Origin of the sequence: Pseudocitrobacter faecalis (genome assembly GCF_965231525.1) — a bacterium.
GTDB classification, from domain to species: Bacteria; Pseudomonadota; Gammaproteobacteria; order Enterobacterales; family Enterobacteriaceae; genus Pseudocitrobacter; species Pseudocitrobacter faecalis.
In genome coordinates, this window is sequence record NZ_CBDDNJ010000002.1 from 3,544,439 (window position 1) to 3,557,211 (window position 12,773).

General features: G+C 55.6%; 12 protein-coding genes. 4 read left to right on the forward strand and 8 right to left on the reverse strand.

Going from position 1 to position 12,773, the window contains the following annotated elements:
* The first annotated feature begins 18 nt into the window (after nucleotides 1-18).
* The 3 genes from mtnN to ACOXYR_RS17365 are packed head-to-tail and all read left to right on the forward strand — an operon-like array spanning nucleotide 19 to nucleotide 2,150.
* Nucleotides 19-717 carry a 5'-methylthioadenosine/S-adenosylhomocysteine nucleosidase gene (mtnN, locus tag ACOXYR_RS17355; RefSeq protein WP_113859181.1) on the forward strand — a complete coding sequence of 233 codons (699 nt, stop codon included), beginning with the start codon at nucleotides 19-21 and terminating at the stop codon, nucleotides 715-717.
* The gene (gene btuF, locus ACOXYR_RS17360) at nucleotides 710-1,510 is read left to right on the forward strand and encodes a vitamin B12 ABC transporter substrate-binding protein BtuF (RefSeq protein WP_421356402.1); all 801 of its coding nucleotides are present in this window, start codon (nucleotides 710-712) and stop codon (nucleotides 1,508-1,510) included. Before mtnN ends, btuF begins: the two co-directional genes overlap by 8 nt.
* 16 nt (nucleotides 1,511-1,526) lie before the next feature.
* Entirely contained in the window at nucleotides 1,527-2,150 is a 624-nt protein-coding gene (locus ACOXYR_RS17365; protein WP_108476976.1) for a TRIC cation channel family protein, read from the forward strand.
* A gap of 41 nt (nucleotides 2,151-2,191) precedes the next feature.
* On the opposite strand, the gene ACOXYR_RS17370 is transcribed toward ACOXYR_RS17365, so the two are convergent.
* The 4 genes from ACOXYR_RS17370 to clcA all read right to left on the reverse strand — a co-directional run bounded on the left by ACOXYR_RS17370 (nucleotide 2,192) and on the right by clcA (nucleotide 5,208).
* Nucleotides 2,192-2,626, reverse strand: coding sequence for a DUF3617 family protein (locus ACOXYR_RS17370; RefSeq protein ID WP_421356401.1), 435 nt, complete (start codon nucleotides 2,624-2,626; stop codon nucleotides 2,192-2,194).
* A 161-nt stretch (nucleotides 2,627-2,787) separates the two neighbouring features.
* On the reverse strand, nucleotides 2,788-3,219 hold the full coding sequence (locus ACOXYR_RS17375) for a hypothetical protein (protein WP_421356400.1): 432 nt from the start codon (nucleotides 3,217-3,219) through the stop codon (nucleotides 2,788-2,790).
* 144 nt (nucleotides 3,220-3,363) lie between these two features.
* Nucleotides 3,364-3,708 (reverse strand): iron-sulfur cluster insertion protein ErpA, encoded by a 345-nt coding sequence (erpA, locus tag ACOXYR_RS17380; protein ID WP_108476977.1) that lies wholly within the window; start codon nucleotides 3,706-3,708, stop codon nucleotides 3,364-3,366.
* A gap of 81 nt (nucleotides 3,709-3,789) precedes the next feature.
* A complete protein-coding gene (gene clcA, locus ACOXYR_RS17385; RefSeq protein WP_421356399.1) occupies nucleotides 3,790-5,208 on the reverse strand; it encodes a H(+)/Cl(-) exchange transporter ClcA in 1,419 nt (472 codons plus the stop codon).
* Between the two features lie 183 nt (nucleotides 5,209-5,391).
* On the opposite strand from clcA, the gene hemL reads away from it, so the two are divergent.
* Nucleotides 5,392-6,672, forward strand: coding sequence for a glutamate-1-semialdehyde 2,1-aminomutase (gene hemL / locus ACOXYR_RS17390; protein WP_421356398.1), 1,281 nt, complete (start codon nucleotides 5,392-5,394; stop codon nucleotides 6,670-6,672).
* Nucleotides 6,673-6,769: 97 nt separating this feature from the next.
* On the opposite strand, the gene fhuB is transcribed toward hemL, so the two are convergent.
* Genes fhuB through fhuA form a run of 4 tightly spaced genes read right to left on the reverse strand, consistent with a single transcriptional unit; the run spans nucleotide 6,770 to nucleotide 12,697 of the window.
* Complete coding sequence (gene fhuB, locus ACOXYR_RS17395) at nucleotides 6,770-8,752, reverse strand: Fe(3+)-hydroxamate ABC transporter permease FhuB (RefSeq protein ID WP_421356397.1); 1,983 nt, start codon at nucleotides 8,750-8,752, stop codon at nucleotides 6,770-6,772.
* Nucleotides 8,749-9,639 carry a Fe(3+)-hydroxamate ABC transporter substrate-binding protein FhuD gene (fhuD, locus tag ACOXYR_RS17400; protein WP_421356396.1) on the reverse strand — a complete coding sequence of 297 codons (891 nt, stop codon included), beginning with the start codon at nucleotides 9,637-9,639 and terminating at the stop codon, nucleotides 8,749-8,751. The genes fhuB and fhuD overlap by 4 nt, the downstream gene beginning before the upstream one ends.
* Complete coding sequence (gene fhuC, locus ACOXYR_RS17405) at nucleotides 9,639-10,541, reverse strand: Fe3+-hydroxamate ABC transporter ATP-binding protein FhuC (RefSeq protein ID WP_421356395.1); 903 nt, start codon at nucleotides 10,539-10,541, stop codon at nucleotides 9,639-9,641. The genes fhuD and fhuC overlap by 1 nt, the downstream gene beginning before the upstream one ends.
* A complete protein-coding gene (gene fhuA / locus ACOXYR_RS17410; RefSeq protein ID WP_350437304.1) occupies nucleotides 10,487-12,697 on the reverse strand; it encodes a ferrichrome porin FhuA in 2,211 nt (736 codons plus the stop codon). Before fhuA ends, fhuC begins: the two co-directional genes overlap by 55 nt.
* Nucleotides 12,698-12,773 lie beyond the last annotated feature (76 nt).

Below are 12,773 nucleotides of genomic sequence, written 5' to 3' on the forward strand. Positions count from 1 at the left end.
CATATCGCGAGTAAATCTATGAAAATCGGCATCATTGGCGCAATGGAAGAAGAAGTTACGCTGCTGCGTGACAAAATCGAAAACCGTGAAACGCTCTCCATCGGCGGAAGTGAAATTTATACGGGTCAGCTTAACGGGGTGGATGTCGCGTTACTGAAATCCGGTATCGGTAAAGTCGCTGCCGCGATGGGCGCAACCCTGCTGCTGGAACGTTGCCAGCCGGACGTGATTATCAACACCGGCTCTGCAGGCGGCCTGGCACCGACGCTGAAGGTGGGCGATATCGTCGTTTCCGATGAAGCGCGCTATCACGACGCGGACGTAACCGCGTTCGGCTACGAGTTTGGTCAGCTTCCAGGCTGCCCGGCAGGGTTTAAAGCTGACGAAAAACTGATCTCTGCGGCGCAAGAGTGCATTCAGGCATTAAATCTGAATGCGGTACGCGGCCTGATCGTCAGCGGCGACGCCTTCATCAACGGCTCCGTAGGCCTGGCGAAGATCCGTCACAACTTCCCGCAGGCAGTTGCCGTTGAGATGGAAGCGACCGCCATCGCGCACGTTTGTCACAACTTTAACGTCCCGTTCGTGGTGGTTCGCGCCATCTCCGATGTCGCTGACCAGCAGTCTCACCTGAGTTTTGATGAGTTCCTGGCGGTTGCGGCAAAACAATCCACCCTGATGGTGGAAGCCCTGGTGCAGAAGCTGGCGCGTGGTTAAGCCGTGGCTTGCGGGGCTTCTTGCCCTCGCACTGGTTGCCCCGGCGTGGCTTTGCGCCGCGCCGCGGGTGATTACTCTCTCCCCTGCCAATACCGAACTGGCTTTTGCCGCCGGGATCACGCCGATTGGCGTCAGCAGCTACTCTGATTATCCTGACGAGGCCAGGCATATTGAACAGGTCGCTTCATGGCAGGGAATTAACCTGGAACGTATCGTGGCGCTAAAGCCCGATGTCGTGCTTGCCTGGCGTGAAGGGAACGCCGAGCGACAGGTTAACCAGTTGAGCTCTCTGGGCATTAAAGTCGTGTGGATAGACAACCATACGGTGGAAAGCATTGCCGCTACGCTGCGCGAAATCGCCCAGTGGAGCCCACACCCCGAAAAAGCGGAACAGGCCGCAAGCCAGTTGCTGCGCGACTACGCCGAACTCAAAGCCCGCTATGCAAATCAGCCCAAAAAACGGGTATTTCTGCAGTTCGGGTTCAATCCTATCTTTACCAGCAACAAAGCCGCGATTCAGAATCAGGTGCTGGAAATGTGCGGGGGTGAAAACATCTTCGCCGACAGCCGCGTTCCCTGGCCTCAGGTGAGCCGAGAGCAGGTGCTTACACGCCAGCCACAGGCGATTGTGGTCGCCGGCGGTGCGAGTCAAATTCCTAAAATCGAGCAGTATTGGGGCAGTCAGCTCACAATCCCGGTGATTCCTCTCAATAGCGACTGGTTTGAACGTGCAAGCCCACGTATTATCCTCGCCGCGAAACAACTCTGTACTGCCCTCGCGCAGGTTAATTGATAGGTTAATTCGGAATATGCTCGTCTACTGGCTGGATATTCTTGGCACAATTGTCTTTGCCGTTTCCGGCGTTCTGCTCGCCGGTAAACTGCGTATGGACCCGTTTGGCGTGCTGGTGCTGGGCGTAGTCACCGCCGTCGGTGGCGGAACGATCCGCGATATGGCGCTCGATCACGGCCCGGTCTTTTGGGTAAAAGATCCTACCGATCTGGTCGTGGCGATGGTCACCTGTATGCTCACTATCGTGCTGGTGCGTCAACCACGCCGCCTTCCAAAGTGGGTATTACCGGTGCTGGATGCCGTCGGCCTCGCGGTGTTTGTCGGTATCGGTGTAAATAAAGCGTTTCTTGCTGAAACCGGGCCGCTGGTCGCCGTTTGTATGGGGGTGATCACGGGCGTCGGCGGCGGGATTATCCGCGACGTGCTGGCGCGCGAAGTGCCGATGATCCTGCGAACGGAAATTTATGCCACCGCCTGTATCATCGGCGGCATCGTCCACGCCACGGCGTTTTATACCTTCAACGTTCCGCTGGAGAGCGCCAGTATGATTGGCATGGTAGTGACGCTGGTGATTCGTCTGGCGGCGATCCACTGGCATCTGAAGTTGCCGACCTTTGCGCTGGATGAACCGGGGAAATGATGTGATTAAGCCCGATAGCGCAACACCATCGGGCCTGACAATTATTTCTGCGCCTTCCCTTTCGAGGCTTCTGAGCACTCTTTTCCGACAAACTTCTCCACGCTTTCGGTGCTAAAACTCGACTTCTTACCGCCGCTCTCAAGATCCATTTTTATGTTCATACGGACCTCGGTATCGCTGATTTTTTTCTCCTCTACCACAGAGTGCATTTTAGTGTCTTGCTTATAACAGATGGTTTCGTTTACCAGTAAGGTATCGGTATTTTTAGTATATTTATTCGTACACCCTTCCCTGGTGGTTTCATTACCTGGGGAAATTTTTTTCAAATGTGCAACCATTTTTTCCGTATAGCATACGTGGGTAGTTTTCCCCGTACTTTCCCTGACCCATTCACCAGGCTGAATATCCAGAGCCATTGCGCTTTGTGAACCCGCGAGAGTAAATGCAAAAATAGCCGCTAATTTAACGCGCTTCATAATTAAGTCCTTTAATATTAAAAAATTACATTCCGTGTTATTAGCCTTTAAACACGCTTGAGCACTGTTAGCACTCAGGTACTTTTTATATTTACCGCTTCTATCGAACGGTATAAGCAGCATTAAGTCGAGTACGCTATCAACCTAAAAGACAAGGATGATTATTTGGCCGTTGACTTCGATGGGGCAGTGCATTGTGCGCTAACAAATTTTTGCACCATTTCCTCTTCCGCGCTCGATGTTTTACCATCAAGAGTAATATCCATCTTCACCTTGATCTTCACCTCGGTTTCGCTCGTTTTTGTCATGTCCATCGCAATCAAAAACTCTTTGTCGGGTGTCTTACAGTAGGTCTCTGTGTTCTGATGCGTACTGCTATTGTCCTTAATGTCCGTAACACATTTCCCTGCTTTAATTTTTTTGCCTTTTTTCATCTCTTTCAGATGTTTAATTGCTGTGGCGTCGTAACAAGTTACTTTTGTTTTACCATTATGGTCAGTAACCCATTCACCGGGCTGAATATCCAGAGCCATTGCGCTGTGTGAACCCGCCAAAGTAAATGCCAAAATAGCCGCTAATTTAACGCATTTCATAATTAAATCCTTTAATATTAAAAAGTTACATTCCGCGTTATTAGCCATAAAAACAAAGCCCGAACACCAAAGGTATTCAGGCTTTTTATATTTACCACTTCTGTTGAGCGGTATTATTTTCTTTGCCGGATAGCCCGGCAAGTATCAGATACTGAACGAAGAACCGCAGCCGCAGGTGCTGGTCGCGTTCGGGTTGGTCACGATAAAACGGGAACCTTCCAGACCTTCGGTGTAATCAACAGAACCGCCGACCAGATACTGCAGGCTCATCGGGTCAACGACCAGGCCAACGCCCTGTTTTTCGATGGTCATATCGCCTTCGTTGATTTGATCGTCAAAGGTAAAGCCGTACTGGAAGCCGCTGCAACCACCACCGGTGATGTAGACACGAAGTTTCAGGTTCGGATTGTCTTCATCCGCAATCAGGTTTTTTACTTTAGAGGCTGCGGCGTCGGTAAACTCCAGCGGCAGCGCTACGTCATCACTCATTTTTTGCTCCCATTGATACTGTAATCTGGGCAAATAATAACCCGATTCTTTTGGTCATTATCTAATACCCTGGTAATTCGTTCAAGTATTCTGCCCTGCCGCTGTCTGCGCTTTTGCCGCCTGCTCTGCTTCCTGTTTCGCCAGCGTTCGCGCCAGGATCGTGGCGTAGAGCGGCTTTCCACCCAGGAACTGCGCTAATAGCGTGGCACCTAAGCAGGTAATAATCATTGGCAAAATGAGCTGATAATTGTCGGTCATCTCCAGCACCAGCACAATACCGGTCAGCGGCGCACGCACCGACGCGGCCATCAATGCGCCCATACCAGCGATAGCAAACGTGCCCGCTTCAAGATGGTAGCCCGGAAAAACATTCATGGCCGCCATACCAAACGCGGTGCCCAGCAGCGTGCCAAGCGCCAGCATCGGGGCGAAAATCCCACCCGGCGCACCGGAGGAAAAACACAGCAACGTGGTCAGCACGCGCGCGACGAAGATAAACAGCAGCAAACCTACGCTATAGTTGCCTGCCGCCGCGATGGGAATCAGGTTAAAACCACCGCCCGCCGCCGCAGGTTCAATCAACCCCAGCACGCCGCACAGGCCGCCTATCAGGCCCCCAATTAACACCCATTTTTTGATTTCGCCGCCGTGAATGCGCTGAAACATATCCTGCGTTCTCAGCACCAGCGTATTAAAAATGGGGCCGACGATGCCAAAAATCATCCCCAGCACCAGATAAAGCCACAGTGTGTCCACTGGCGCGTTGGTCAGTTTGCCCACCTCAATAACCGGCGTCTCGCCGTTAAAGATGCGGAACACGATGCTCGACATGATGACGCCGGTGAATACCGCTTTAATAGAGACCAGGTTATAGCGAAACTGCGAACGCATCTCTTCAATGATGAACAGAATGCCCGCCAGCGGGGCATTAAACGCCGCCGACAGCCCCGCCGCCGCGCCGGTTGCTAATAGCGTATGGCGGGCTTCGGCACTGCGCATACGGAAGATATCGCCAATCATGCGCCCGATGTTACCGCCGATTTGTACCGTCGGCCCTTCGCGCCCGAGTACCATTCCGGCCCCAAGCGTCCCCATCCCGCCGATAAATTTCACTGGCAGCACGCGCCACCAGCGCACCGGACGCAACTCTTCCAGCGCGCCCTCAATTTCAGGAATGCCCGAACCGCCTGCCTCCGGTGCAAAGCGCCTCACCAACAGGTAGCCCACCATCGCCAGCAGCCCAGAAAGAATAAAGGCCAGCGGCCAGACGATAAACCAGTGATCAGCAACGTGGGCAATCGACGCCATCCGGAGGTTCGACACCCAATTCACCGCTTTTTCGAACGCCACGCCAATGAAACCCGCGACGGTGCCGACCAGCGCGGCCATCAACAAAATTTTTAACGGCGTTTTATCGCGGTTCAACAACCGCCGTATCGTATCGCCACGACGTAAGCGCGCGACTTGCTGTGACTCAAAAGAGGAAGAATCTGCTTTCATCTGCTTATCATTAATTGGTAATACAAATCCGAAGGGGGCATTCTAGCGGGCCTCTCGCCCCTCGTCGCGTAAAAATTCCCCTGAATCGCCAGGTGTTTCATTTCGGCAAAACTTTCATAACCTTCCTGGAATAATTAGAATAGCCCGTTAATCATTTTCCTCCCCCGAATCAGGAGCCGTTTCATGAGCAAATCGGAAAACCTCTACAACGCAGCGCGGAAACTTATTCCCGGCGGCGTCAACTCACCGGTACGCGCCTTCACCGGCGTAGGTGGCACACCGCTGTTTATCGAACGTGCGGATGGGGCTTACCTGTATGATGCGGACGGCAAAGCCTATGTGGACTACGTTGGTTCCTGGGGGCCGATGGTGCTGGGACACAACAACCCGACCATTCGTAACGCGGTGATTGAAGCCGCCGAGCGAGGCCTGAGCTTCGGTGCGCCAACCGAAATGGAAGTGAAAATGGCGGAACTGGTGACCGAACTGGTGCCGACCATGGACATGGTACGCATGGTGAATTCCGGTACGGAAGCAACCATGAGCGCCATTCGCCTGGCGCGTGGCTTCACAGGCCGCGATAAAATCATCAAATTCGAAGGCTGCTACCACGGCCACGCCGACCACCTGCTGGTAAAAGCCGGTTCAGGTGCACTGACCCTCGGCCAGCCCAATTCCCCAGGCGTCCCGGCAGATTTTGCCAAACACACGCTGACCTGTACCTATAACGATCTCGCCTCCGTGCGCGAGGCGTTCGAGCAGTTCCCTCAGGAGATCGCCTGCATCATCGTGGAACCGGTCGCGGGCAACATGAACTGTGTGCCGCCGCTGCCGGAATTCCTGCCGGGCCTGCGCGCACTGTGCGATGAATTTGGCGCGCTGTTGATCATCGATGAAGTGATGACCGGCTTCCGCGTCGCCCTGGCGGGTGCGCAGTCTTACTATAATGTCGTCCCAGACCTGACCTGCCTTGGCAAAATCATCGGCGGCGGTATGCCAGTGGGCGCATTCGGCGGACGCCGGGACGTAATGGACGCACTAGCACCAACCGGCCCGGTGTATCAGGCAGGTACGCTTTCCGGTAACCCAATTGCGATGGCTGCAGGCTACGCATGCCTGACGCAGGTGGCACAACCTGGCGTTCACGAAACCTTAGACGAACTCACCACTCAACTGGCAGAAGGTTTGCTGGAAGCCGCTGAAGAGACAGGCATTCCTCTGGTGGTTAACCATGTTGGCGGGATGTTCGGGATTTTCTTCACTGACACGAAAACAGTAACCTGCTATCAGGATGTCCTGAAGTGCGACGTTGAGCGCTTCAAGCGTTTCTTCCATCTGATGCTGGACGAAGGTATTTACCTGGCGCCGTCAGCGTTTGAAGCGGGCTTTATGTCCGTGGCGCACACGCCGGAGGATATCAATAAGACGATTGATGCGGCGCGTAAGGTGTTTGCGCAGCTGTAACCCCCCTCACCCTAACCCTCTCCCATCGGGAGAGGGAACCGACCAGCGCTAGTTTTCCCCCTCTCCCTCAGGGAGAGGGCCGGGGTGAGGGTCTTTTCTAACGACTCTGCTTTCTCAGCAAATAAATAAAGTACGGCGCACCGATAAAGGTCGACAACAACCCTGCCGGGATCTGATACGGGAACATCATCATGCGCCCGCACCAGTCGGCGAACACCAGCAGTAATCCCCCCACCAGCGTAGACATCACGATATGCGGCATTGTGCGGCGAAAGCCCATCATGCGCGCAATATGTGGCGCCATCAGGCCAACAAAACTCAGCGGGCCAATGGTGAGCGTGGCCGCTGCCGTCAGGCTGGCTGCCAACAACAACAGCGCAATTCGCGCAGGCGTCAGAGCGATGCCCACAGACCGCGCGGTATCTCCACCGAGCGGCAGAATGGTCAGCCAACGGCGGCTCAACGGTACCAGCAAGAATAGCACCGCCATCACCAGCGCCGATTGCAGCACCTGCGTCCCGGTTGCGTTATAGGTTGAACCCGAAATCCATGTCAGGATCTGCGCCATGCGCGGATCGCCGCTCGCCTGCAACATCATCAACAACATGGTAAAGGCAGTGCTGAGCGCCATCCCCGCGAGCAGCATGCGGTGCGGCGAAAAGCCACCGCGTCCGGCGGCGATCAGAATAATCAGCAGCGTGACCGCCGCGCCGATGCTCCCCGCGGGCAGCAGCCAGCCAAAAGCATTACCCGGTACGATAAACAGCATCAGCACCACGCCAAACGCGGCACCGGAGCTAATCCCCAGGACTTCCGGGCTTGCCATCGGATTGCCCGTCAGTCGCTGAATAATACAGCCCGCCACCGCCAGCATCATCCCGGCGATCAATGCAGAGAGCACGCGCGGCCAGCGCCATTGCAGCAGTTCATCCAGTAGCGTGCCGCTCGCCCAGTGCCAGCCCCCGGCATCACGGCCAAACGCCAGCGCGGCAAAAATCGCCACCAGCAGAACAACCAGCCCGGCGATGGCCCACGCAGGCACGTGGTAACGCTCCTCAGCAACATTATCGCTGGCATTCATCGACGGTGCGGTCATGCTTCGCAGACGCGGTAGCAACCAAAGCAGTAGCGGCGCACCTATCAGCGCGGTGACTGAGCCGGTGGAGACCTCCATCCATACGCGAGTGAGCCAGATAATAATTTGGTCAGAAAGCCAGAGAATGAGCGCACCAATCAGCGGCGCCAGCATCAATCGCGCCAGCAGGCGGCGCGCGCCGAGCATTTTCGCCAGCAGCGGCGCAAACAGGCCGATGAAGCCGATAATGCCTACCGCGTTAACGAGGAAAGCGCTGATGACAATCGCCAGCGTCAACGCCGCCAGGCGCGCCAGCGATAACGCCAGCCCCAGGTTGCGGGCCACGCCGTCATCCAGCCCCATCAGCGTCAGCGGTCGCAGCAGCAACAGCGTGAGCATCACCCCACCCAGCAGCTGCGGCCACAGGCGTTCGACGATACTCCAGTCAGTTTGCGTCAGCGTGCCGGTGCTCCACAGGAACATGCTTTGTAGCTGGTCATGATGGAAAATCACCATAAGCTGGTTGATGGCACCGCAGTAGAGGCTGACCACCAGCCCCGCCAGAATCAGCGTCACCGGGGAAAGTCGTTTACCCCACGCCACGCCAAACACCAGCGCCCCCACAATGCAGGCTCCGGCCAATGCGGCAAACTGCGAGGCCAACACACCAGGGATCGCCCACAGCGTGGTGACAGTCATGCCTAACTGCGCGCCGGTCGCCACGCCAAGCGTCGTCGGTTCAGCCAGTGGATTTCGCAACACCTGCTGGAAAAGGACACCGACCAGCCCAAGCCCCGCGCCCACCAGCAGTGAAATCACCAGACGCGGCGCCAGGCTGTAATGGAACAACATCTGGTCGATAGAATCGATATTCGGTTGACGAAGCGCCTGCAACCACTGCCCACGCGGCAGCGCGACATTGAAGTTAAACCAGGTTAACGCCAACGCGACGAAAAACAGCAACGCCAGCAACAGGGCAGCAAACGGGGAGATTTTATTCCTCACGCTTTGCCTCCCAGCGCGTTATCCAGCACGCGGCCAAAGTGCATCGCCGAAAGCGTCGCGCCGTAGAACCAGACCGCCGGTACGCGCTGAAAACGATGGGCCCGCACAAAGGGCATGGCCTGCCACAACGGCGTCGCCATCAGCTTACGCATTTCCGGGTCGTTGCCGTGGTCAAAGCAGAGCACATCCGCATCTTTGTAGGCGGCCAGTCGGTCGATACCCACCGCCACGCTGCCCCAGAAGTTAGTTTCGCCCTGCCAGGCATTTTTAACGCCAAGTGAATCGAGCATCTCCTGGAACAGGCAGTTCGGCCCGAAAACCAGCATATGACGCGCATCCAACAGGGTGACCATCAATAACGGGCGATCGCCGCGCATCGTGAAACGCGGCTTCAGGCTTTCAACAAAGGCATCATATTCCCGCAGGTGCTGTTGCGCCTGCGGCTCGCGGCCAATAAGTTGCGCCATTTCAACAAGCGAGTGACGCGCCTGCGCCAGTGGCTTTTTCCCATCGCTGAAGGCAAAGCCGCGCCCTGGCGCAATTTTCGCCAGCGTCTCGGCTGAGGGGCCATAGCCCGCCGACCAGACCAGAAACGAGGGTTTCATTTGGGTAAGCAGTTCGAGGTTGGGTTCGGTGCGCAGGCCAACGTCGATCACCGAATCCGGCAGTGCGGGTTCATTCACCCACAGCTTATAGTTTGGGATATCGGCAATACCATAAGGCGTGACGCCCAGCGCCAGCAGCAGCTCAACCGGGAGCCACTCCAGCGCCACAATACGGTGAGGATCGACCGTCGCCGCCTGCGCGTGGCGCATCTGCCAGAGCAGCGGCGAGAGAGCCATCGCCGTCAGTAAACGTCGACGGCTAATCAAAGAGGAGGTACCCATCAATAGACAAAACTTACCGGCGCAGCACCTGCCGGGTGTGGCAGTATCCCCATCGGAATACCGTAAATATGTTCCAGCGTTTCGCTGCGCATCAGCTCGGCAGGCGTGCCCTGAGCAATCATCTCGCCACCGCGCAGCGCCACTAAATAGTCACAGTAGCGCGCGGCCATGTTGATATCGTGCAGTACGGCCACAACCGTCAGCCCACGCTGCTGGCTTAAGCGATGCACCAGCGCCAATACATCGACCTGATGCGCGATATCCAGCGCGGAGGTCGGTTCATCCAGCAACAAACAACGGCTGTCCTGCGCCACCAGCATGGCAATCCACGCCCGTTGACGTTCGCCGCCGGAGAGGCTATCCACCAGCCGATTGGCCAGCGGTTTTAACCCAACCAGGGTAATGGCTTCTTCCACTTTTTCGCGGTCGGCAACGCCAAAACGCCCCAACGCCCCGTGCCAGGGATAGCGGCCAATCGCCACCAGTTCGCGCACCGTCATCCCTTCCGCCTGCGGCAACTGCTGCGGCAGATAGGCGACTTTACGGGCAAACGCTTTGCTGTTCCAGCTATCGAGCGGTTGACCATCCAACAGGATCTCGCCTTCCGACGGTGGCTGATGACGACCGAGCATTTTCAAAAGCGTCGATTTACCGGAGCCGTTGTGGCCGATAAGGCCAGTCACTTTTCCCACCGGGAAGGTGAGCGAGAGAGGATGAAGCAGCGTGCGACCAGGAACCCGAAACGAGACGTTATCGAGTGTAAAGGTGGTATCTGGAGGGGTTGTGATGTCCTGCATAGCCGTCAACTTGTCAAAGGGCGCGGATAAACCGCGCCCGATAGGAGAGATTAGAAGCGGAAAGTCGCCGTCGCGACAACCTGACGTTCCGCACCCCAGTAGCATGCATATTCGCTATAACAGCTGGAGACATATTCACGGTCAAACAGGTTGTTGACGTTCACGGCAACAGACGACCCCGGCAGGCCGAAACGCGCCAGATCGTATTTGACCATCGCGTCCGCCACGGTGTAGCTACCGACGTTGAACGAATCGTTTTTCTTGCCTGTGGAGGTATCGTTTTTGTAGTAGCTCACCGTTGAGCCCGTATAACGAACACCCGCACCGAAGGTCAGCCCGCTCAGGACGGTATCGTAGAAGGTATAGTCCGTCCACAGAGAAGCCTGGTTACGCGGAACTTCCGCCGGACGCTTACCTTTGAAGATGGTATCTTCCGTATATTCTGCATCGGTGTAGCTGTAGGCCGCCGTCAGGTTGATGTTCGCGTTCAGCGCCGCTTTTGCTTCCAGCTCCACGCCGCGAGAGCGAATTTCACCCGCCTGTACACTGTACAGACCGGTTGGATCGTTCGGATCCGCCGTCAGGTTTTTATTCTTCGTCAACTGGTACAGCGCCGCCGTCAGCACGATCGGTCTGTCATTAGGCACATACTTCACGCCCGCTTCGTACTGCTTACCGCGAGACGGATCAAACGGCGTGCCTTCTTTCGTTGAGCCAGAGGTCGGCTCGAAAGATTCGCTGTAGCTGAAGTACGGAGAAATACCGTTATCGAACAGGTAGTTCAGGCCACCACGCCAGGTGAACTGCTGGTCGTTCTTCTCGGCTAACGAATTGCTTGAACGGGTCAGAGTTGAGGTTTTCGCGTAGTCGTAGCGCCCCCCCAGCGTCAGCACCCACTTATCCCACTCGATTTGATCCTGTGCGTAGAGGCCCGTCTGTTCCATACGGTTGAGTACCGCGTATGGGAAGTTGATGGACACATTCGCATTACCATACTGCGGGTTGCTCATGTCTAACGGGCTGGCGGAACCATAAAGCGCGTCAACGTCATTACGCATACGTGAATAGTCGACGCCCGTTAGCAGCGTATGGTCAACATCACCGGTGGCAAAGTTGGATTGCAGCTGCGTATCAACGGTAAAGGCATTCAGCGCTTCGTCAGAACGAACGTAGTTGCGGTTAATTTTACCCGCGCCGTCGTAGCCAAAACCGTACACCGCTTTATAAAGCGTTTTCACCTGGTCGTAGCGCAGGTTCTGGCGCACGGTGAAAGTATCGTTAAACGCGTGAGAGAAGTTGTAGCCCACCATCTGCTGGCGACGCTGCATCTTGTTATCTTTCTCGCCTTCGTTGAAATCGGTCGGCAGCTTATGCGAGTTACCGTTAGCATCAACATAAGGAACTACCGTACCTTCGCGCGGCAACCAGCCATAGTAACCCGCATCCGGATCGCTCTGGAAGTTGCTCAGGAAAGTGAAGTCGGTTTTATCATCCGGACGCCAGCTGAAGGAAGGCGCAATCGCGTAGCGGGTTGATTTCGCCATCTCCTGCTGCGTGTCCTGGCTGCGGCCTAAACCGGTCAGACGGTAGGACCACACGCCCGCATCGTCGATCGCGTCGCTGAAGTCAAAGCCGGTTTGCCACAGGTTATCTGTGCCCATTTTAAACTGAATTTCACGCAGGGGTTCGGTGGTCGGGCGTTTGCTGACCATGCTCACGATGCCGCCTGGGTTGCTGTTGCCATACAGCACTGAGGTTGGCCCGCGCATAACTTCAACGCGTTCCAGGAAATAGGGGTCCATCGAGACTTCAGAATAGTTATTACCCTGAAGTTTCATACCGTCCAGATACTGGTTGGTGTTTACGGTGGTCGGTGCAGTAAATCCGCGAATAGAAACAACATCATAAGTGGAAGAGCTACCACGGGTTGAGAAAACGCTCGGCGTATAGGCCATTGCATCTTTCACGGTAGTAGGCTGACGAGTATCCATTTCCTGACGTGTAATTACCGAAACAGACTGTGGCGTCTTCTCAATCGGCGTGTCGGTCTTGGTGGCAGTTGCCGAGTGCTTAGCCGCGATTGTCGGAGCCGGCCCCCACGCACTTTCCTGGGAAACAGGAGCCGCAGTGACGGTGATAGTTTCTTCTTTCGGTTGAACCGCCGCCTGTGCATAGACAGACATGCCGCTAACCGCTGTGGCTACTACGACTGCGATTTTACGCAGCGAGTGGTTTGGCTGAGCAGTTTTCAGATGCGCCATTGGTATATCTCTGATGGAATGATGAATGATAACGTAAACGAGAATTATTATTATAACCGCCGAATAATAGGCCAAA